The 23384-nt window shown below is 40.4% G+C and carries 16 protein-coding genes; 7 read left to right on the top strand and 9 right to left on the bottom strand.

All coding sequences use genetic code 11. The features are described from left to right. The first annotated feature begins 41 nt into the window (after window positions 1-41). Together KO529_RS00650 and KO529_RS00645 are read left to right on the top strand one after the other, a co-directional pair. Window positions 42-1013 (top strand): aldo/keto reductase, encoded by a 972-nt coding sequence (locus tag KO529_RS00650; protein ID WP_215946021.1) that lies wholly within the window; start codon window positions 42-44, stop codon window positions 1011-1013. 15 nt (window positions 1014-1028) lie between these two features. Then, window positions 1029-1865, top strand: a complete 837-nt coding sequence (locus KO529_RS00645; protein ID WP_215946020.1) for a sugar phosphate isomerase/epimerase family protein — start codon at window positions 1029-1031, stop codon at window positions 1863-1865. Window positions 1866-1920: 55 nt separating this feature from the next. On the opposite strand, the gene KO529_RS00640 is transcribed toward KO529_RS00645, so the two are convergent. From KO529_RS00640 to KO529_RS00625, 4 genes are all read right to left on the bottom strand, one after another. Further along, complete coding sequence (locus KO529_RS00640; RefSeq protein ID WP_215946019.1) at window positions 1921-2346, bottom strand: VOC family protein; 426 nt, start codon at window positions 2344-2346, stop codon at window positions 1921-1923. A 102-nt stretch (window positions 2347-2448) separates the two neighbouring features. Further along, a complete protein-coding gene (locus tag KO529_RS00635) occupies window positions 2449-3288 on the bottom strand; it encodes an alpha/beta fold hydrolase (RefSeq protein WP_215946018.1) in 840 nt (279 codons plus the stop codon). A 15-nt stretch (window positions 3289-3303) separates the two neighbouring features. After that, complete coding sequence (locus tag KO529_RS00630; protein ID WP_215946017.1) at window positions 3304-3852, bottom strand: hypothetical protein; 549 nt, start codon at window positions 3850-3852, stop codon at window positions 3304-3306. A 66-nt stretch (window positions 3853-3918) separates the two neighbouring features. Continuing rightward, complete coding sequence (locus KO529_RS00625) at window positions 3919-5436, bottom strand: helicase HerA-like domain-containing protein (protein WP_215946016.1); 1518 nt, start codon at window positions 5434-5436, stop codon at window positions 3919-3921. Window positions 5437-5678: 242 nt separating this feature from the next. Here KO529_RS00625 and KO529_RS00620 point away from each other — a divergent pair, with 242 nt between their 5' ends. From KO529_RS00620 to KO529_RS00600, 5 genes are all read left to right on the top strand, one after another. Continuing rightward, window positions 5679-9860, top strand: coding sequence for a hybrid sensor histidine kinase/response regulator transcription factor (locus tag KO529_RS00620; protein WP_215946015.1), 4182 nt, complete (start codon window positions 5679-5681; stop codon window positions 9858-9860). A gap of 699 nt (window positions 9861-10559) precedes the next feature. Next, window positions 10560-13775 (top strand): SusC/RagA family TonB-linked outer membrane protein, encoded by a 3216-nt coding sequence (locus KO529_RS00615; protein WP_215946014.1) that lies wholly within the window; start codon window positions 10560-10562, stop codon window positions 13773-13775. 17 nt (window positions 13776-13792) lie between these two features. Then, on the top strand, window positions 13793-15505 hold the full coding sequence (locus KO529_RS00610; RefSeq protein ID WP_215946013.1) for a RagB/SusD family nutrient uptake outer membrane protein: 1713 nt from the start codon (window positions 13793-13795) through the stop codon (window positions 15503-15505). 30 nt (window positions 15506-15535) lie between these two features. Beyond that, the gene (locus KO529_RS00605; RefSeq protein ID WP_215946012.1) at window positions 15536-16339 is read left to right on the top strand and encodes a hypothetical protein; all 804 of its coding nucleotides are present in this window, start codon (window positions 15536-15538) and stop codon (window positions 16337-16339) included. Window positions 16340-16578: 239 nt separating this feature from the next. Next, the gene (locus KO529_RS00600; protein WP_215946011.1) at window positions 16579-17688 is read left to right on the top strand and encodes a family 16 glycosylhydrolase; all 1110 of its coding nucleotides are present in this window, start codon (window positions 16579-16581) and stop codon (window positions 17686-17688) included. Between the two features lie 106 nt (window positions 17689-17794). Here KO529_RS00600 and KO529_RS00595 read toward each other — a convergent pair whose 3' ends face one another. The 5 genes from KO529_RS00595 to KO529_RS00575 form a co-directional block, all read right to left on the bottom strand. Then, window positions 17795-18193, bottom strand: coding sequence for a response regulator (locus KO529_RS00595; RefSeq protein ID WP_215946010.1), 399 nt, complete (start codon window positions 18191-18193; stop codon window positions 17795-17797). Further along, complete coding sequence (locus tag KO529_RS00590; RefSeq protein WP_215946009.1) at window positions 18168-19541, bottom strand: PAS domain-containing protein; 1374 nt, start codon at window positions 19539-19541, stop codon at window positions 18168-18170. The genes KO529_RS00595 and KO529_RS00590 overlap by 26 nt, the downstream gene beginning before the upstream one ends. Window positions 19542-19894: 353 nt before the next feature. Further along, window positions 19895-22270, bottom strand: coding sequence for a S9 family peptidase (locus tag KO529_RS00585; RefSeq protein ID WP_215946008.1), 2376 nt, complete (start codon window positions 22268-22270; stop codon window positions 19895-19897). Window positions 22271-22429: 159 nt separating this feature from the next. Then, entirely contained in the window at window positions 22430-23041 is a 612-nt protein-coding gene (locus tag KO529_RS00580) for a MarR family winged helix-turn-helix transcriptional regulator (protein WP_215946007.1), read from the bottom strand. Between the two features lie 55 nt (window positions 23042-23096). Then, window positions 23097-23360: a DUF2024 family protein gene (locus KO529_RS00575; RefSeq protein ID WP_215946006.1), complete on the bottom strand. Its 264-nt coding sequence runs from the start codon at window positions 23358-23360 to the stop codon at window positions 23097-23099. Between the last annotated feature and the right edge of the window lie 24 nt (window positions 23361-23384).

Genomic DNA, 23384 nt, shown 5'->3' with positions numbered 1-23384 from the left:
AGTATACGGGATTTCAAGGAGCAAGAAAGTAAACAAGAAGTATGATCAAAAGAAAATTTGGTAGAACCCAGTGGGATGTAAGTGAAATAGGATATGGAATGTGGGGCATGGGCGGATGGACAGAGTCCGACGATCTATTGTCTGCCAAGTCATTGGATCTGGCCGTGGAAAACGGAGTTAATTTTTTCGATACGGCTTGGGCCTATGGCCATGGGCACAGTGAAAAATTACTGGGCGATCTATTGCGGAGATATCCCAATAAAAAACTTTTTACCGCCAGCAAAATCCCAGCTAAAAATTTTAAATGGCCGGCAAAACCGGAATATAGTTTAGAGGAATCCTATCCTACGTCCCATATTGTAGAATATACGGAAAAGACCCTGAAGAATTTACGCTCGGAGCAATTGGATTTAATGCAGTTCCATACCTGGGACGACAGTTGGTCCGATCGTGAGGAGTGGCAAAGAGCTGTTGAAGATTTAAAAAAGTCAGGGAAGATAGCAGCCATGGGTATCAGTGTAAACCGCTGGGAGCCAGAAAATGGTATCAAGGCCCTTAAAACAGGAGCTTTTGATGCGGTGCAGGTGATTTACAATATTTTTGACCAAGCTCCGGAGGATGTTCTTTTCCCCTTATGTTCAGCCTTGGATATTGCTGTCATTGCAAGGGTGCCTTTTGATGAAGGTACCTTGACCGGGAATATTACCAAAGAGACCCAATTTCCGGAAGGGGATTGGCGGGCGACATATTTTGTTCCCGAGAATTTAATTGCAAGTGCGGAAAGGGCAGATCTGTTGAGACCGGTTGTTCCGGAAGGGATGACCATGGCAGAAATGGCTTTGCGCTTTATTACAATGAACAAAACGGTAAGTACTATAATTCCTGGAATGCGCAAGGAAAAGAACGTGTTAATGAATACGGCCTTAAGTGATGGCAAAGGCTTACCAATAGGGTTATATAAGGAATTGAAAGGCCATAGGTGGGATAGAAAACCAACCTCTTGGTCACAGTAATATAAAGGATAGAATATGACAACGAGAAAAGAATTTTTAATGCAGTCAGGAATGTTGGCAGCAGGTGTGGTTTTATTACCATCCTTTACTTTGCCCTATAAGAATCCAAAAAAGAATTTAGGGGTTCAATTGTATACCTTTCGTGACGAGATGTTGGAAGATGCTCTTGGTACTTTAAAGAGAATAGCGGCCTTGGGAATTAAACAAATTGAATCGGCAAGAAGTACCAAGGGACTGTATTACGGTCTAAAGCCGAAAGAAATGAAAGGTGTTTGTGAAGATCTGGGGATGACCCTCAGAAGCGGCCATGTAGCCTTGGACGAACATTGGAAGGAGACCATGGATCAGGCGGCCGAGGCCGGACAGGAATATCTAATTTGCTCCTCCATGCCTACCGAAGGACAAACGGCGGACAACTATAAGGCCGTAGCCGAAGCCTTTAATAAGGCAGGGGAAGAATGTAGCAGTAGAAATATTAAATTCGGATACCATAATCACGAATATGAATTTGAATCCGAAAACGGGGAAGTGTTCTATGATATCCTGTTGAAAAATACCCAAGCCAACCTGGTGCATATGGAACTTGATCTAGGTTGGGTCGTGGTTGCCGGGAAGGATCCTTTGGATTATTTTAGAAAGTATGAAGGTAGGTTTCCATTATGGCATTTGAAGGATATGGACATGGTGAAAAAGGAAAGCACCGAGTTTGGAAAAGGAGGTTTGGACATAGCCCAAATGCTGAAATATAAAAAGGAATCCGGACTTAAGTATATATTTATAGAGCAAGAGGAGTATGCCAGTACCCCTTTTGAGAGTATGACGCACAATATGAAGTTCATGAAAAACCTATAAAGGTTTTTCATGAACCTAAAGTTAAGGGTTGGTTGAAGTTTAGGTATTGGATTGGTTATTTGGCAAACAATTGTCCCATATCCTTAAAGGCCTTGAATTCCAGGGCATTCCCTGCAGGATCCAGAAAGAACATGGTGGCCTGTTCGCCAACCTCTCCCTTAAAACGGATATAGGGCTCAATAACAAAGCTTACCCCTTTTGCAATAAGTTCTTCCGAAAAGGATTTAAAAGTATCCCAAGGCAGGACTACTCCGTAATGCGGTACGGGAACATCTTTGCCGTCTACAGGGTTAACGTGCAATTCTTCGCCCTTGGCCTTAGGTTTGTAATGGATTACCAATTGGTGACCGAACAGATTAAAGTCGACCCAATGATCACTGCTTCTTCCTTCTTCACAGTTTAATATTTCCCCGTAAAATTTACGGCATTCGGCTAAATTATGGACAGGAATGGCAATATGAAAGGGAGTAATTTCAGACATATATTAGATTCTTTAATTTATGGAATACGGGTTGTAAAACTTTCTAAAAATAAGCATATTTTAAAAAGGAAATTGGTTGGGGAATAAAATTGCATTGCAAATTTAAGACAATAAAAAGTCTACTATTTGTAAGTTGATTTCCTCTTGGTGCAAGGAGTGGCCAAGCCCGGTGGTTTTTATTAAGCTGCTGTTTTTCCAGTTTTGGTGGAGACGTTCGGAAGCGTTGAACGGGGTTATTGTATCCCATTCATCATGTATAATGAGCCCCTTCTGGTCAATGGATTTGGCAAACTTGGGGGTGGAGATATCGTGAATTCTAAAGTTGAAATGCTCATATACGTGCTTATCCAAGGCCTCTAACACCTTCTTGTTGAACCTGACCAGGTTCTGGTAATGTGCCATTAACTCGGAGAGTTCGGCCGGGGCTCCCAAAGTCACTATTTTTTCGATGGAGGTGTTGGGATTTTGATATTGATTATGAAGGGTGGCAAGTCCCCCCATAGAATGGCCAATAATATGTTTGGGCCGGTATAGGTCTATGAGTTGCCGAGCGCTGTCCGCATAGGTGACCACATTTAAACTATTTCCTTCGGAATATCCATGGCCCGGAGCATCAAAGGCAATGATATTGAATTCCCTTTCCTGTAATTTTTCAATAAGATACCGCCACCTAAAGGCATTGCTTTCCCAACCGTGCATTAAAAGTACGGTTTCCCCGGTTCCTGGCCATTCATAGGTCTGCAGCCCAGTGTTGTTCACCCTAACCCTTTTGCCCAGATACTCTTGTAGGTATTCTTGCTGTACTGGCAATATCCTGCCCTTTCTTGGGGTCGTAAAAGTTTTGAACGCCTTTTTTCCCGCCTCCTTTTCAGAGAAAAGTGCCGTGGAATTAAAGTAGGCACCATAGGAAAGTGCCAGAGTACGGTAAAATAGTTTTCGCATAGAATTGCGTTGCTGTTATTCCCAGCCCACCATCATATATTTGATCTTTGCCTTGTCCGGTATCTGAACAGCTTCAATATCGGTGTTGTTGCCATATTGAAGGTTGCTGGGAAGTTCGGTCTTGGCTATGGTGAAATAGGCGTCGGAGTCCTTAAGGAAAATCACCACATTGTTGAGGGCTGTTATAATTTTTTTAATACTGTGTTTGTCTTTGATATCCTTAAAGGTACTATTGAGTCCAACGCCTTTTTCAGTAACATATCTTGGATCGTAAATACGGATAATTTCTATTTTTGGAATACTATCCTTATTGGGGGTGAGGGTAAGTAAATGCTTGCCTCCCTTTTCATAAATGTTGATCTTTTTTACTGCTGCACCAATTCTGGTAATTGCCGTATCCCTAACTATGGAATCACTGGCAAATACAGTTTCAATTTCATCAACGGTATTGGATTTCATCAATTTGCCTACTTGGTCTTTGGCAATTACAAAATCGGTATTGGTATTACATTGAATAAAGAGTAGCGCGCTTATTGCTACGGCAAAAATTGATTTTCTTATCATTTTAAAGGTAAAAGGTATTTTTAAAGATTAATTTTTTTGTGTCTTGTTGGTGGATAATCCATAGGACTATCGCATAACTTTCTTTAATACGCCCAGGACTCCCCTAATAAAAGTTGCGCTGGTCAATACTTTTATTACAGGGTTTTGGCGTGTGCTGGTCCTTCTGGAGCTAGATCGGGTTGATTTACTGCTGGAAGAGGCCTTTTCCTCTTCAGCCAGTTTTTCTGCCTTTTCAATCTTAACGTTTAGGAGTTCATAGGCGCTTTCCCGGTCTATGGTTTCATTGTATTTTCTAACCAGTTTAGATTTGTCTATTACCTCTTTAAGCTCACTGTCGGTAAGAATATCCATCCGGCTCATAGGAGCCCTTAGCATAGTGGCCGCTAGGGGGGTTGGTCTTCCCTTTTCATCCAGGGCACTGATCAATGCCTCCCCGATTCCCAGGGAAGTCAAAACTTCCTTGGTATCATAAAATTCGGAAATGGGATAGTTTTCTGCAGTAAGTTTTATGGCTTTCCTATCCTTTGCAGTAAACGCACGTAGGGCATGTTGCACCTTTAATCCCAATTGGGAAAGGACTGCGTCTGGCACATCGGTAGGGTTTTGGGTTACAAAATACACCCCGATACCTTTGGATCGTATTAATTTTACAATGTTCTCTATTTGATTTAAAAGTGCTTTTGAAGCTTCGTTGAAAATAAGGTGGGCTTCATCTATAAAAAGGACCAGTTCCGGTCTCCCGGTATCACCTTGCTCAGGAAAAGTATCGTAAATTTCAGCCAATAGACTCAACATAAAAGTTGAAAATAATTTAGGCCTGTCCTGTATATCCGTTAAACGAAGAATATTGATATAACCCCTGCCATTTTCGTCAATACGGGTAAGGTCCTCTACATCAAAAGATTTTTCTCCAAAAAACAGATCGGCACCTTGCTGTTCCAGTTCTATTATTTTTCTAAGAATGGTCCCGGTAGAACTGGTAGAGATTCGCCCATAGGAATCGGAAAATTCCTTTTTGCCCTCTTCTGTGGCGTACTGCAATACTTTTTTAAAATCCTTAAGGTCCAATAACGGAAGCTTGTTGTCATCACAATATTTAAAAACAACCGCTACAATACCTTCCTGTGTAACTGAAAGATCTAGAATTCGGCTGAGAAGAACCGGTCCAAATTCTGAAACCGTGGCCCTCAATTTTACACCGTCCTGTTCGGAAAGGGAAAGTATTTCTACAGGAAAGGCTTTTGGAGTAAATGGTAGGCCACCTATTTTGGCGTGACGTTCATCAATTTTTGGATGCCCAGGACTGGGTTGGGCCAGACCGCTAAGATCCCCTTTAAGGTCCATAAGCAATACGGGAATTCCTTTGTCCGAAAGATTTTCCGCAATTACCTGAAGGGTTTTGGTCTTACCTGTACCGGTTGCCCCGGCAATGAGACCATGCCTATTAAGTGTTTTTAATGGGATTTTTACGTGTGCATTGGTTATGGTTTCCCCGTTCAACATGGCGGAACCCATAGTGATAAAGTCTCCTTTTGTGGTATATCCTTCCTCTATATGTGCAAAGAATTTGTCTTTGATGTCCATTGGGCTAATTTTTGATAAAAATAGACTAATTTTAATCAAAAGAAAAGTTGTTGATTTTTTAGTTCTTCCTATACCTTCTTGCATGAAGCTTGTTTTTATGCAGGAATATTGTCCCGATTGCGGCTCCTCCATTAATCAAAATTTATATGCCTGTGATTTCTAAAAGCTAATTGTAATATGGAGTTTATGTTTTTATTCCTATTTTACCGGTGTCTTAAAAGCTCAACTTAAACTTCGGTTAAATGCCAGTAGATTTTAGTAGAATCTTTGTTTTTTTTATAGTCCTAAGTCTTTTTACTTCTGATTTGAAGGCTCAAGAGGATGTTCCAATCTTAAATTTTGTGAATATTAAGGAAGGGATATCCAAAGTAGGGGTCTATTCCATTTTGCAGGACGATTATGGCTTTATTTGGATAGGTACCAACGGTTCTGGATTGTACCGTTATGATGGGATAGATTATAAATCCTACAAACATATTATTAATGATTCCACTTCCATAAGCAGTAGCCAAATTAATTGTTCGTATTTGGATAGTAGGAATAGATTATGGGTAGGTACAGAGGTAGGGCTAAATCTTTATGATCGTGATAAAGATCAGTTTAGGCGAATTCCAGTATTGTCCGCCAGTGTGCAGAACGGTCCCATAATGCCTATAAGTGCTTTAATGGAAGATAATGAGGGGAATTTACTTATTGGTTCTTTCCGTTCGGGAATGTTCAAAATGAATTTGGATAATTTTGAGGTAGAAAAAGTTACGGTCAACGAATTAGATGTAGCAGATCCTTTGGTAGTGAGGGCAATACAGAGAGATGCGAACGGCAAAATTTTTGTCGGGACCAATAGGGGCCTTTATACCATCGATGGAAAAACGGGGATACTTAAACGTTTGGGTATTTGGAAGCAGGGACAAATGTTGACCATAGAGGTCGCCATAAGGTCGTTGCTAATAGACGATGCGGATAATATTTGGGTCGGGACTTTCTACGATGGACTATATAAAGTGAAAATTGTCAATCCGGAATTAGGCCAACCCTCCGTTATGGAAAGGTACTCCTTTTCTACCCATCCCTTTTTTACTTTAATGGCACTTCCGAACGGTACCTTAATGTGTGGTACGGAAAATGACGGCCTGTTCCATATAAATAGGGATGGGGCTGTACTGAAACATTATTTGACCAACAAAAAAGACGAAAAAAGTCTTTTGTCAAATTCCATATGGACTTTGTATTTGGACAATGATGAAAAAATATGGTTGGGATATTATAATAAAGGGGTAGCAGTATACGACAGGTTATATGACAAGTTTAAAGACATAGAAAGCCTATACAACAACCCCAACTCATTGCAAATAAGTTCGGTTACCTCAATCGCGAAGGATCCCTCTGGCAAGTTATGGATAGGAATGGACGGTGGAGGGATAGACATTCTAGATTTAAAAAATAATGATTACATCCATATAAACAAGGCCAGTAAAAGTGCATATAAAGGACTGACCAGCGACTACATACAAACCATTTTTTTGGACAGCAAGGATAATATTTGGGCAGGAAGTTGGGATGGAGGAATCTATTTTTTAAAAAAAGGAACCGAGAAATTCATTAACTACAATACCAACAGCACCCAAGGTGGCCTAACGTCCAATACGGTAATGAGTTTTGATGAGGACAGGGACGGTACTATTTGGATTGGAACCTATCATAGTGGGTTGCATTCCTTCGACCCGGAAACGGGCCTTTTTAAACATTATAATTCCCAGCCATTTAATGATTTGGGAATCAGTGGAAGCAGTGCTTATAAGGTATTGGTGGATTTTGAGGACAACATATGGCTGGGGACTACCCAAGGGCTATATAAAATAATGAAGCAACCGGGCCAAAAGTTTACAGCGGTCTCCATGATAGACCGAATGTCCCAGGAATCTACAAATAATTCTGCCTCCAATTACATTTTATCAATTTATGAAAGTTCGGACCATACTATTTGGATAGGGACCAAAGGTGCGGGTCTATGTAACTACCTGCCCAAGACCGATACATTTATTTGGTATGATAAATTTAAAGGCCTTGAAGAGGAAAATGTATGCGGAATTATAGAAAGCTTGGATGGCAACATTTGGATGGGAGGCAATGCGGGAATTTCAAAATTGGATATAGCTACCAGGGAATTCCAAAATTACACCATGGATGATGGACTCTTGGCCAACGATTTCAATATTAATTCGGCCTTTAGGGATAACGAAGGGAATATTTACTTTGGAAGTTATCAGGGAGTCAATTATTTTAACCCCTCTGAGATAATTACGAACACCAATGAGACTTCATTATATCTGTCAGAATTTAGGTTGTTCAATGAAAAAGTTTTGCCCACGCAGAAGGATTCACCCTTAAAGAAAGTAATTTCGGAAACGGATAGTATTGTATTGAAACATGATCAGTCTGTTTTTACAATAGAATATTCGGGCATAAACTTTACCCGCCCTGAAAAAAATGAATACGCGTATTATTTGGAGGGCTATGAAGAAACCTGGAATTATGTGGGTAAGAAAAGAAGTGCTACCTATACCAACTTGGACCCGGGGAGTTATACCTTTAAATTAAAAGCTGCCAACAATGATGGTGTTTGGAACGTAACTCCCTTAACTTTAAACATCACCGTTTTATCGCCTTGGTGGAAAACAAATTGGGCCTTATTTTCTTATATCGCTTTGTTTGTTTTAGGGGTCTTCATACTAAATAAAATGACACAGTCCAGAATACGGGAAAAGCAGATAATACATTCTGAACGTGAAAAAAGGTTGCAGGAAAAAGATCTGGATGAAAAAAAGTTTCAATTTTTCACCAATATCTCCCATGAGTTTAGAACACCTCTTACTTTAATTATTAATCCTCTTAAGGACATTCTTAATGACGATAGTCTAAGCCTGCCACACAGAATAAAGGAAAAGCACAATATAATTTATAAGAATACGGACCGACTTTATAGATTGGTGAACGAGCTGTTGGACTTTAGAAAATTGGAATTAAATAAAATTGGTTTAAGGGCCAAGGAAATTAACTTGGGCAATTTAACGCAGGAAGTGGTCAGCCATTTTAAGGATGAAGCACTGGAGAAAAATATACATCTTAGTATGGATTCGGATTCCGAAGATCTGAACATTTGGGCTGATGAGAGTATGATGGAGAAAATAATTTTCAATTTACTTTCCAATGCCTTTAAGGTTACTCCTGAAGGTGGTGCCATAAATATAGAACTACTTTCCAAGGATGAATTGTACAGCCTCCCATTAGTGGATAAATCAAAGCCGACCGTAGGAGTAGAGTTAATAATTTCGGATACGGGACCAGGTCTTAAACAAGAGGAAACCGAGAGGATCTTTGAGCGGTTTTATCAAGTAGAAAACCTCAATAAGACCTATTACGGTGGTACGGGTATTGGTTTGGAAGTAGTGCAGAGTTTTGTGGAATTGCACAAAGGTAAAATTGAAGTTAAGAGTGAGGTTGGAAGCGGAACATCCTTCAGAATAATTTTGCCAAAAGGGCCACAGCATTTTACAGAGAACGAGATATTTACGGACGTTAAGGAGCCAGATTCCCAAAAAGAACGGGTTAACTTGGTAAAATCCAAAACTGAGGCCATATCCGATGTAAACCCAGAGGAGGCAACGACCTCCTACACCTTATTGATTGTTGAGGATAATGGAGAACTTAGGAGCTATCTAAGGAACGAACTCAAAAATCAATACAGGATACTTTTGGCTAAAAATGGAAAGGAAGGTTTGGAACTGGCCAAGTCTGCACTGCCCGATATTATTATTACAGATGTTATTATGCCCGAAATGGATGGGTTCGAATTTTGTAAAAAAATAAAGGGAGATATGAGGACCAGCCATATTCCTTTATTGATGCTTACGGCCAAAGCGCGTATAGACGATAGAATGGAAGGGATTGAAACTGGCGCCGATGCCTATATGGTTAAGCCTTTTGATCTTAGGTTGCTGAGACTTCGATTATCCCAACTAATAACCAGTAGGCAACTAATTTTCAATAAATATTTCAGTGTTATCAGTGATGTTCCGGTGAATAAGAATACCACCTCCCTGGATAAGGATTTTATTGAAAAGGTACTGAACTACATCAATAATAATATAGATGACCCAGACTTAAGTGTAGAAGCCTTGGCTTCGCATTTAAATTTGAGTCGAAGTCAGTTTTATAGAAAAATAAAGGCGCTTACCAATCAAACGGCCAATGAATTTTTGAGAAAAATAAGGATTGAAAGGGCCAAACAAATTATTGAAAATGGAAACACTAATATAAGTGAGGTTTGTTACAAGGTTGGGTTCTCCACTCCTTCATATTTTACAAAATGCTTTAAAGAACATTTTGGGATCCTGCCTACAGAGGTTGATCCAATAAAATCTTAAATCCTTACTCTTTGATTCTGGTTTAGGAATTATATGTATGTCATAATGTTAGGGTAGAACATTGGTCTGTCCTATTACAAAATGTTTCAAGGGGGCTGGTTTGGTGCTGCCTTTCTATTTCCGACAAATGCTTAATGGCAACGCAATTAATTTTTGACAAAAAGCATCTACGGTTGCCCTATATTTTAATTTTTATAGTTCTTTATTTCAAAACATGAACTTTTTGATCTACAGTCCATGTCCTCCAACCTATTATTTAATATAAAAAGGCCTCCACGTGCCTTCTTTAAGCTCAGGTAATTTTAACATTAGGTTAAATTGTCATTTTAAGGAAGTCCTTTAAAATTAGGTTCTCTCCATTGTATTGAAGAAATACTATAACAAATGATGCAGGGTATGCAAAGGATGTTGCATACCAGATTTATAAATGAAAGTTGCAGCAAAACTTCTACGGGTTGCACGATATCTGGCATGCACAATTTAATATTTATTTAACATTTGAAGGAATGAAAAACAAGGATTCAAAATTCAAATGGAAGCAGTTGATAGAGTTGCTGCTTATAATGGCCATCGTTGCATTGCTGGTTTTTGTTATCCTTTTTATTCTTTAATAATACGGTTACGGGCCATTTGGTTCAAAGTGAAAACACAAAATTTAAGACTAACAAAAACTCGATTAATTAACCTAAACTTTTTTAAATGATGCTAAAGTTCAAATTCTTGATTATTACTTTGGTAATGGTTTGTGCGCAAAATCTCTTTTCGCAGACCAAAACCATAACAGGGCTGGTGTCCGATGAGGCGGGCTTGCCATTGCCAGGAGTAACGGTAGTTGCATATGGAACCGTTAATGGAACCACCACGGATTTCGATGGGAATTATTCCATTGGAAATGTGGGGCCAGAGGATCGCTTGGTTTTTACCTATATAGGTATGGTCAGCCAAACAATCACCGTAGGACAGCAAACCACTATCAATGTAACCTTACTGGAATCTTATGAGTCTTTGGAAGAGGTTGTTGTAGTAGGGTATGGGGTTCAAAAAAAGGCTTTGACCACAGGGGCCAATCTTAACGTAAAAGGAGAAGATATTGCCGAGTTGAACACATCAACAGCCATGGAGGCCCTTCAAGGTGTTGCACCCGGGGTAAGCGTTACCAGGAACAATGGGGAACCAGGAGCAGGTACCAAGGTTACTATTCGTGGTCTGGGTACAATTGGTAATTCCAGTCCATTATATATTGTGGATGGGGTAGCGGTTGGCAATATTGATTATTTAAACTCTTCGGATATTGAGTCCATTGACGTTTTAAAGGATGCTGCATCCGCGGCCATTTATGGGTCTAGAGCAGCCAACGGAGTGGTATTGGTAACGACCCACAAAGGAAGAAAAGGTAGCAAGGCGCAAATACAGTACGATTCCTATTACGGAATTCAGAAGATATACAAGAATCTATCCCCTTTAAATGCCCAGGAATACATGTACATTATGGACGAAGGAAGGGTAAATGATGGTTTGGAGCCGAACAATTGGGAGGCTATTCTACAAAATAATAACTGGCTAAATAATAATTATCCCAATAATTTGGGAACCGAATTAGGTTCTGAAATATGGGGTATGCTGCAAAATGGTTGGGAAGGAACCAATTGGATAGATGAAATGTCTACCAAAAGTGCCCCTGTAACCAGCCACTCCGTAAATATTACCGGAGGTGGAGAAGACAGTACCTATGCGTTCGGTGTTTCATATTTGGATCAAACCGGGATCATAGGGGGCAATATTATAGATGCGGGCTACAAAAGGCTTACTGCCCGAATGAACACCGAATTTGTACTTTTTAAAAATGATGATCATAGTATTCTTACCATAGGGGAGAACCTTACATATACCAATTCGGAATACAGAGGGGTGGCCACTGGAAACATTTACTGGAACGATCTTCACAATGCCTTGGTTCAAAACCCATTAATGCCTGCTTATTGGGACAAATCACCAGATGCAAATGGGTTTACTCCAACTTTGGATGGACTTGCCAACGATCAGGCGAATCCGCTCGCGGTTATGTTTTACAGAAGTAACTACAGCAATTTGGGGAACAAGGACAATACCTTGGTCGGAAACGTTTATATGGAATTGGAGCCTATAGAAGATTTGAAATTTAGATCATCCTACGGATTGGATTCATGGTTTGGCCACGGACGGTCCTGGACACCAACCTTTGCTTTGGGAGTGCTTTTCAGTAATGCCAACGACGGGGCATCTCAATACCAATATTTAGGAGCCAATTTAACATGGACCAACACGCTAACCTATGAACGTACTTTTGGGAATCACAATATAAATGCATTGATAGGTAATGAGGTATATAAAAACCAGATCAATAATTCCGTTGGTGGCAGTATGGCCAACACAAGATTTGGATTGCCGGAATACGCTTATTTGAACAATGTGGATAAGACCGATGTAAATTCCATTAATACTTTTGGCGCAGACTACGCGGCAGGAGGAGGAGGATTGCTGTCTTATATAGCCAGGGCACAATACGATTATAAGGAAAAGTATTTGTTATCGGCAACCATGAGGGCAGACGGATCATCCAACTTTGCGAAAGGCAACCGTTGGGGTTATTTCCCTTCAGTATCTGCAGGATGGATCCTTACCAACGAGGATTTTCTATCCAACAACAGTGGTGTTTTGGACTTTGCTAAATTTAGGGGAAGTTGGGGGCAGAACGGAAATCAATCCATAGATAATTTTATCTATAGCTCTAATATCGCATATCTAAATCCAGGATATTATTTTGGTGATACCAAACCTATTTCCGGAGCAACAGCTGTCCCTGCCAGGGTAACCAATCCGGATGTAACCTGGGAAACCTCGGAGCAATTAAATTTTGGATTGGATGCAAGGTTCTTTAATTCCAGGCTGGATTTTACGGCCGACTGGTATAAGAAAACTACAAAGGACTGGTTAGTGGTTGCCCCTATTCAAGGTACATCGGGTGCAGGAGCACCGTACATTAACGGTGGTGACATAGAGAATACGGGTTATGAACTTATGTTGTCATGGAACGATAATATTGGCGATTTTAAATATGGGGCCACCATAAGTGGGGCCTTCAACAAGAATGAAATTACTAAAATAGCAAACTCGGACGGTATTATCCAAGGACCAAGCTCTGTATTGTCGCAAGGTACGGCCTCGGTTTCCAGAGCGGAAGTAGGCAAGCCAATAGGATTCTTTTACGGGTATGAAACAGACGGCATTCTACAAACTCAGGATGAGGTTGATGCATATGTGAAGCCAACGGATGGCACCCCTTATTTTAGTGATCAACGTCCTGGTGATGTTAGGTTCGTAGATCAGAATCAGGACGGAGTTATAGACGAGAGCGATAAAAAGATGTTGGGGAATCCTAATCCCGATTTTGAACTAGGTATTCAACTTAACGCGGAATACAAAGGTTTCTATGCCAACGTTACCTTGTCCGGGAAATATGGAATGCAGGTTATGCAATCCTATAGATCCTTTGCTGACCGTTTTGACCAAAACTATACTACCGAGATATTCGGGCGCTGGCACGGTGAGGGAACCTCCAATACGCTACCTCGCTTAAGCTCGGTTTCCAACAGGAATACCAACTGGATTTCCGATATATATATGCAGGATGCAGATTACCTAAGGATCAATAATCTGACCGTAGGGGTTAAATTGGGCGACTATATTTCTGACATAAAGTTATTCTCCGATATTAAAGTATACGCCGCTATCAACAACCTGTACACTTTTACCAATTACACGGGTATGGATCCGGAGGTTTCCTTTGGCCACGATGCCAGTTGGGCCTCCGGTATAGACCTTGGTCTATATCCCTTACCTAGAACTGTAATGTTTGGATTTAGTGTTGATTTTTAATTTTAAAATAGTAGATGATGAAAAAACTAATATATAACATAGGCATTGCAACTTTGGTGCTTGCCACAAGTTGTAGCGAGAAATTTTTGGACACCGAAAATCTTTACGAGAAAAGTTTGGATAATTTTTACAGCAGTCCACAAGATATAGAGGAGGCCATGTCCGGTGTTTATAACGCCATGTATACAGGAGGTGTTCATAGTGACGAAGGTATTGCAGCCAATTTACTGTCCGATATGATGTTGGGTGGTGGTGGCCCAGATGATAAATCGGCTAAAAATGTGGATAAATTTGAAGATCCCGAAGAGGATACCTATCGTGATCTTTGGGTGGAAACCTACAATGGGGTAACCCGTGCAAATGCCATTATAGAAAAGGTGGAAGAAGTAGATTTTTCTTCTTTCTTCGATACCCCTGAGGAGTCCATTGCTTTTAAGAACCAGACGGTAGGGGAAGCCTATTTTATGAGGGGATATTACTACTTTAGAGCAGCGAAATTCTTTGGTGGCATGCCTTTGATCTTGGCAATAGATGATCCCAGAGATGCACCAAGGGCTTCTTTTAGCGATACTTTTGCACAAATTGCGTCCGATTTTAAATTGGCCATAGAAACCATGCCTTCTATTAATTTTAATGATATCCCTACTTCCAGTTATGGCCATGCCAATAAATGGGTTGCCGAAGCCTACCTGGCCAAAGCCTATCTGTTCTATACAGGGTACATGACCAATATTGAAGGCCAGTCTACTTCAGATTTGCCTTTGGCAGATGGAGGATCTTTATCCAAGAACAATGTTCTTACCTATTTGGATGATTGTATTAATAATAGTGGTTATGAATTGGCCACGGATTTTAGGAATTTATGGCCTTATTCCTATGTAAATGAAAGCGCAGGTACAACTGTACTTCCATGGGCAGAAACTGAAGGCTTGGCCTGGGTAGGACAGGACGGACATTCGCCAACATTTGGTACTGGCAACAAGGAAACCATGTTTGCCCTCAGATATTCCACCACCAGCTGGGGTGAAGGCCAGAAATACAACAATAGGATGCCGTTGTTTATGGGTATCCGTGATAACTCCATGGTCCCATTTGGACAAGGTTGGGGCTGGGGAACCGTGAACCCAAAACTTTGGAACCAGTGGGACGATGCCGATAAAAGAAAGGTAGGGTCCATTATTGAATTGGGCAATGCCGATCAGGGTACCGCTGGTTACGAAGCGGACAAAGGTGATCACGAGACCGGCTTCTTCAATAAAAAATACACTACGGTACAGCATCCCGATCCAGACGGAGTGGACGGGGTGAAAGGTATGTTCTACTTCTTGTACGACATGAACAATGGTGACCCTATGCAGTTATGGGCGGCCCAAGATTATATATTGATGCGTTTTGCAGATGTACTGTTGATGCATTCCGAAATTTCCGGAACGGCAACTGGTATGAACAGAGTAAGGGTTAGAGCAGGTCTAGGTGAAATAGGGTATTCCTTGGAAGCTTTAAAGGAAGAGCGTATGCATGAATTGGCGTTTGAAGGAATAAGATGGTTCGACTTGGTACGTTGGGGTGATGTAAACACAGCTTTTGACGATGCCATCAATGTTCGAAATTCTGGGATCGATGCCGTTTACAAAGTTACCTACCGTCCGGAAACAAAAGGATTGGTCCCTGTGCCAGAGACTGAGATAAGATTATCCGGGGGAGTATATTCACAAAACCCAGGCTGGTAAAATAGTTGAAATCACAAAAAATATAGACAGATGAAAAATAATGGAATAATAATTTTAAGATCGTTTATTGCTTCTCTATTCCTGATTACCATGGGCTGCGAACCAATAGAAGATAGGGACTATTTGGAGAATACTACCGATGTGGCCGGAGTACAGCTTGTTGCCACCCAAAGCACAACTGGGGGAAATAAAATTGAACTTAATATGGCTACCCCTGGGGTTACTGGTTATTGGGATTACAATTTGGGTAGGGCATATTCGGATAAGGTAGAATTTGTATACCCTATTCCAGGGACGGCCACCTTTACCTTTACAGGAACTCTTGGGGCCGAATTTTTTACCAAAACTATAGATGTTCAGATAGATCAATTGGACAGTGCCTTGGATCAGGATTGGTATGATTTGGTAAGTGAAAACACTTCTGAAGGCAAGACATGGGTTTTTAATGGAGGCCCTTCACCGGATGGTGGAAGATGGTGGTATATGTCTCCGCCAAATGACCCAGGAGCTTGGGCAACGGCATGGTGGAATGCAGCCGGGGACTGTTGTCCTCCAGCTGATGCGGCGGGTAGCATGAAGTTCGATCTGGATGGAGGTGCAAACTTCACCTATTATTCAGGCCCGGATGCTACACCGCGATCAGGAAATTTTGTTTTGGATGTTGCCAATCAAACCTTAAAAATTAATAATGCAAATATTTTGGGTGCAGAGGAGCCTAGAGGTAATCCGGACGGACTTTATACCATTGTTTCTTTGACTGAGGAGGAAATGGTCCTATATGTTGCCAATAATGGTGGTGGTACTGGATGGACCTGGATCTTTAAGCCGGAGTAGTTGCAATAAAAGTGTTTTACTAGGAAATGGATCAACCTTTAGAAAGGTTGAATATTGTAAAAAGGTCCATTTAATTGAATTTTTTGAAAAGGAAGTGTATTGCATTTTAAGTAATCTCAACGGCATGCAAACCTTTTCAGGTTGGTTGATTTAGTTGTTAAAAAACCTTGCTGGTCTATGGTCAAAGACAGCAAGGTTTTTCTTTATAACAGTTGATTTTTAATGGGTAAATGCGGATTATGAGATTGATATATTGTTTTTTATTGGTAATTATTGTGGCTTGTGGCGGCAATAATAATGAGGAGAGTGGCTTTGTCTACACCAATGGGGATAAGGAGAAAGTTTTACCTACAGAGCTTAACCTGTCCGTAGAGGTATTGGGAGTGGATAGCAATAATCCAAATGGTAATGGTACAGGTGAGGTACGGTTTTCGGCAGTAGCCAAAAATGCGGTTAAATATGGTTATAAGTTTAACGACGGATCAGAGGAAGTAAGTATGGATGGCAATTTCACCTATACCTTTACAGAGGAAGGTATCCATAATTACAAAATAACGGTCTTGGCCTATTCCAGTACGGGAGATTCTATAGATATTTCGGAAACGATTACTGTTTTTGTGACCGAATATGAAGCCAAGCTCGTTTGGTCTGATGAATTTGAAGGGGATGGGGCACTTTCCGCGCAAAATTGGAAGTTGGAAACCATAGCCCCAGATAATGGAAGCTGGTACAATGGGGAATTGCAGCACTATACAAACAGACGGGATAATGCATATGTTTCGGACGGGACTCTCAAAATTGTGGCGAAAAAGGAGCAATACACGGCCCAAGGAACCACCAAGCAATATACTTCGGCGAGATTAAATTCGCTTTTTTCCTTTACCTATGGAAGGGTAGAGGTAAGGGCTAAGCTTCCATATGGACAAGGGACATGGCCGGCCATATGGATGTTGGGATCCAATATTGAAACCGTGGGTTGGCCTGCTTGTGGAGAAATAGATATTATGGAGCATTGGGGCCATGAACCAGAGAAAATTTCAAGCGCCACCCATACACCATCCTGCCATGGCGGATGCGCCGATGTAACTGTTGGAACCACCACTATTGCGGATTACGATACGGAATTTCATGTCTATGGGGTTGATTGGAACAAAGATTCCCTAAGATTTTTTATCGATGATAAATTTGTCTATGCTTATAATCCAACCCTCAAAAACAAGGATACTTGGCCATATACGGCAGATCAATTTATTATTTTGAATGTAGCCATGGGGGGAAGTTGGTTCACTGTCGATCCAAATTTTGTATCGTCCACTATGGAGGTGGATTATGTTAGGGTGTATCAATAGGACTTTTCAGTCTGTTTGATCCTGTGCCAAACTACTTGTAATGGGAACGGTTTATTGCTTGCCAGAATTATTAAATAAAGTCATATATGCCAGACGGCCATAAAAGTTACTTCTGTAAATTCAAATATTCCATAAGCAATGGTATTTTTTCAATCTTTTCCTTGGTCAAAGGTTTTTGAATAAAATGTACAATGTTGGCATATGATTTGGATTTGTCCAAATCAGCATAATCTGCGGAGGAAGTTAAAATTACGACACTAATGCTCTTAGCCAAGCCAAGGTTGCAAATCTCATCCATTAATTCCCAACCATTCATTACTGGCATATTGATATCTAAAAGCAACATGTATGAAATGTCAGGACCATTGTTGTCTAGTATATGATCCAATGCCAATTTCCCATTCTTAAATTGTTCAATTTTGGAATTGGTGTATTTTGAAAACAGTTTGTTGTGCAAAAAAAGAATTACCGGATCGTCATCAATCTGCAATAATCTGTGCGTCATTCCTTTTCTCTTTTAGTTGGGTATCATTAATAATCTTGGCTATGTTTTTGGTCATGACATCCATTTCATTGGCCGAATTTATAATTTCCTTATTGATATAATTCATTTCTTCCTTGCATATGGAGTCATGATCGTTTAGTAAATTTATTAGGCCCATTAATCTAACCAAAGGAGCCCTAAGTTCGTGGGACTGCATCCAGCCAATCTTTTTTAAACTCTTATTTTGATTTTCTATATATTTTAAATATTTCATTTTTTCTGAAATATCTATAGCGATGATCTGTCTACATTTTTTGCCATTGTAAGTAATAGGACTGCTATATAGATGCACTGTTAATATTTGGCCATTTTTGGTAATATGTTTAAAATGTCCATCGAAAAGGTTTGAATAATTTTCTCTAGTTTTTTTAACCTGTTTCTCCAGATATGTCATTTCACCTTCTGGTCTTATATCCGCCAAAGTCATGCCCATGAACTCCTCTTTGCTATAACCATATTTTTCTATGGCAGCAGTATTAACATTCAAAAAAGCTAATGTTTCTAGGTTATATACCCATGAAGGCTGGGGGGAATGCTGAAAAAGGCTATGGTATTTTTCTTCGGATACTTTAAGTTGTTCGGTATACAATTTCTCCTTAGTGATATCCGTAATTACAATGTCCAGAAAACAACTGCCATCTTTATCCCTTATAGGTGTTCCTACGCCCTGACACCAAATAATCTTATCTTCCTTTGATACCACCCGCCATTGGCATTCGAAAAATTCCATTTTCGTGAAGGAATTGTTTAAGGCAGATCTAATTCTGCCAAGATCATCCACATGAGCTAAATTACGTAAATAGTTTTCATCTTTTAAAAGGGTTTTGCATGGAATATTCCAATGTTGTAGGGCTTCCTCACTTATAAAATCAACTTTAAGATTTTTATTGGAATCTTGTTTTAAGCGGAGTATTATTATGGAAACGCTTTTAAGGATAGATTTTAAATGGGTATTCTTTTTTTTCTTGTCCGTTACCTCTTGTATGGTGCCGATTGCTCCAATAGGATTGTTGGAGGTGTTAAATTCATTGGCTAGACCAGATTCTTTTATCCATCTCCATGACCCATCCTTATGCTTGAACCTATAGGATATTTCAAAAGAATGATCGGTGCCTTTTTTATATGCCTTCCAAGATTTTTGAAGTAGATCAAAATCTCCTGGATAGAATAATTCCTTGAAACTGCTGGAAGTAAATGATTGATCGTCGGGAGCTACATATCCCAGGACATTTTTAATATATTCAAGATTCTTGAATATAGGGTCTTCTTTATCCCATCTCCATCCATAATACTTTTTCTGCGTTCCCATATTCCTAAAACCTCACCTAGTTGCTTTTCCTGTAATGCCAATTACTTTGTAGAATTGACTTTGTCCAAATTAAATTTAAATGTTAAGATATGATTCAATTTAGATAATATATAATGCAAACGGCTTATTTTTTAAATACGTATGTACAATTAAGCTTTTTGTGCCTTTAAAAGGTACCAAATACCTTATTCACCTGGGATGTTACCCCTTATTAAGAGCGTAGGTACTATGCTTAATTTATTATAGGTACAGTCTAAATGAAAGGTAGTAGCATATGGAATTGAATAATGGGTATGCCCAGGCGACCATTAAGTGTTGGCCGACCTGTCCTGTTGTAGTACGTTTGGTTCGTGCTAGTTTTTATCCAATAAGCTTTTTTGGAACAACTTAAAGATACGGGTGTATTCATCGGTCCAGCTACTGGGTTCCACAAAACCGTGCCTTTCTACCGGGTACACGGCCATTTCCCAATTGTGTTTCTCCAACTCTATCAAGCGTTGGGATAATCGAACCATATCCTGAAAATGTACGTTGTCATCTATCATGCCGTGCAGGATCAATAAATCGCCCTTTAATCCGTCCGCAAAATAAATAGGGGAGCTTCTTCGGTAGGCCAAACTGTCCGTGACCGGGGTGTTCAATATACGGGCCGTATATCCGTGGCTGTATGCTGCCCAGTCTCCCACGGACCGGATTGCTGCTCCCGCTTTAAAGGTGTCGGGGGTGGTAAACATTCCCATTAAGGTGATGAATCCTCCATAGGAGCCACCATAGATGCCTATCTTATTCTGGTCTATCCCTAATTCCTTTACCAAATATGCTGCTCCATCCACTTGGTCGGACAGGTCCTTTCCACCCATATGTCTGTAAATTCCTGTTCTCCAGTCCCGACCATAACCGGCACTGCCCCTATAATCTATGTCCAACACGGTATAGCCATTGTCCACTAAGAGATTGTGGAACATATACTCCCTATAATAGGTACTCCACCATTTATGGGCGTTTTGCAAATATCCAGCTCCATGGACAAAAATAACGGCAGCCTTATTTTTTATCTCGGAATTAGGTTTGTATAGCCGAGCGTGTACTGCCTCGCCATCTTCGGCCTGGAAGGTGATTATTTCTGGGTCGCGCCATTCGTACCCATTAAAATCTTTGGTGGTGGAAAAAGTGATTTGTTTTGCCTCTGCTTTGGATTTCCCCCAAATAGGGTTGTCCTGCAGGTACAGTTCCGTAGGCTTGTTGGTGTACGAATGCAAAATGGCCATTTTACGCTCGTCTGGGGACAGGGTAACCTCATTGGATCCGGTCATCTGGGTCAGCTGCTGTAGTTTTCCACCATCAATGGGCATGGTGTAAAACTGTCGGTCACCGGGATGGTTCTTATTTGCCGTAAAATACCAACGCTTTTTATCCTTTGAGATTCGTGGGTCGTAGATTTCAAATTCCCCCGAGGTCAATGCCGTTACTTTTTTGGTGCTTACATCCATCATATAGAGATGTGAATAGCCCGTTTTTTCGGATTGGAACCAGATACTTTTTCCATCGGGCATCCAACCCATTTCGCCTCCTTCGTATCCTCCTATGCCGGGTCCGGCTATCCAAGCTTCATCATGTTGGCGATCCAACTGCGCAACCGTACCGTTTTTTGGATCTAGAAGTACGATCCACCGGTCTTTATAATCATTGCTGTTAATGTCCAATACCGCGTATTTTCCGTCCTCGCTCCAAAGAGGCCCATCAATATACCCTAACCTGTTTTTGTTTTCATAAGTCTTATCCGGATAGTCCTTGGTGTACTCAGGTACGTAATCCAAACCTTCCAAGCTGTCAAGGACTACTGGGTAGGCTTTTCTGTTGGCAATGTCATATACGAACATTTCATATTCGTAGGGTTCGTTGCCCACCTTAGATCTTGTATTTTCATCTTCGGTATAGCCCGATTCGGTAACGTAATGGGGAACAATGGTACCCTTATTGGCTTTTGGTGATTTTGCACCTATGTAAGTAATAAATTTTCCTTTGGGATCAATCCTTTGATTGTAAATCGATTTGTCTTCGGGGTCAATAGGTAAGGGTTCTTTGGCTTCCAGACGTTTGTTCATTTCCTCGGCCGCATCCTTTTTTGCTTTTCGTTCGCGCAATACCTCAAATAGGCCTAATTGATCTTCGTATAGCCATTGGTCTTTTTTACTTTTTTCGTCATCTGTTTTTTTGGACTTAATTTGGGTTAGCTGTACGGTACTCCCATTGGCGATGTTCCAAGTAAATAGACTTTTGCCCTTTTGGTAGGCCACTTTGGTGTCGTTCTCGGTGAAATGGGGGGTGCTTTCGTATTCTTCGGTCTGGGTTATTTGGGTAATGTGTCGGGTCTTAAGGTTCAACATAAATATGTCTCCCCGCTTGGCATATAATTTCAGGGATCTATCCTGGTTATAGACCCCGTAAGTACTGGGTAGGGCATATTCGGTCTCAAAATTGGTTTTTACTGTCTTGTCCGATTTTAAATGGTAGTTGTAGAGGGAGTCACTTTGGGCCTTGACGGGGTTCCAATCAAAATATAGGGTCTGACCATCCACAGACCATTGCGGGTTGGAAGGAAGATGCCCCACAAAGTCATCGCCCTGCATAATTTCTTTGATCGATAACGTTGAGGTATTTCCTTGCTGGGCAAGACAAGGAGTAATGGACAATAGAAATATGCCGCACAGTAGCCAAGTGTTCTTCATTTACTTTATTTATAAGCCTAGGATAACCTTAGGTTTGGATTTGCCAGTTTTTCTTAAAACATGGAAGCGGTAAATATCCTAAATCTTGGTAAATATCACAAAGTTGTAGACAAGATATTCGGCTTTTGGAAATTATAGTGGGAGTTTGGATTGGAGGGTTTAGTGGGTAGGCCTTTCTTCAAATTCCGGGCAGTCCAATCGAATATCTGTATTCAATAATTCCTTGTCCAGTAAATTGCAATAGTCCTGATCGGTCTTCCTACTGTAGAATTTACAACCATAACAGGTTCTTTGCACCGTAAGAATTCCGCTTCTATTTAATTTATAGATAAGTTTGCTAAGTGTACCGAATAGAGCTTCCAGGTCGGTCTGATGCAAAGTGGTGAGCTCAGTTTTTAAGGGATTGGCAAAATCAGATGTTTCTTCCACCATTTTTTTGCCTTCAGTGGACAAACCAATGGAATAACTTCTGCTATCGCTGGAGGAGTAGTTTTTGGTAATGAAGCCTTTCTTGTCCAATACCCTAATGGCATCGCTTATAGTAGGTTTGGTAATATTGAATTCTTTGGCCAAGTGACTTACATTACAGAACTCGGTTTTGTGGTAGGCAATAAAAATTAAGATCTGGATCTGGATGGGACTTAATCCCAATAATTTGGCCTTATCCCATAGCAAAACCTTGAATGCTTCGGATATACGTTCAAGCCCGGCAACAATTTTACTGGAAACGTCGGTCTCTTGATGGTCCGGATTAAAAATACTTTTGTCCATATAAAAAGCCTGCCGGGATTTTATCCGACAGGCAAAGTTAGTTATCCTAATTAAATTATTCGCAATTTTCCATTTCTATGATGTAATACCCTTCTTTATTGATAATATCCGCTATGGTATTTGCTGCCTGTTCCATATGGCAGAACTTGCATTCCTTGGAGGAAAGTTCAGCTGTTTTGAACGGTTTTGTGGATAGAAATTCACGACCGTATTTAAAAATACTGTCCTTATCTTCCATAGTAGCAGGTACGAGTATATCAAAATGCATGTTCTTGCCGTCTTCACGGGCTACATAAGTGTCCCAAACAGATATTTTCATGGCGTTCACTGTTAAAATTTTAAA

It is taken from the genome of Arenibacter algicola, from assembly GCF_018860365.1.
In the GTDB taxonomy this organism is placed as follows: domain Bacteria; phylum Bacteroidota; class Bacteroidia; order Flavobacteriales; family Flavobacteriaceae; genus Arenibacter; species Arenibacter algicola_B.
This window is presented reverse-complemented; position numbering and strand designations above follow the sequence as displayed.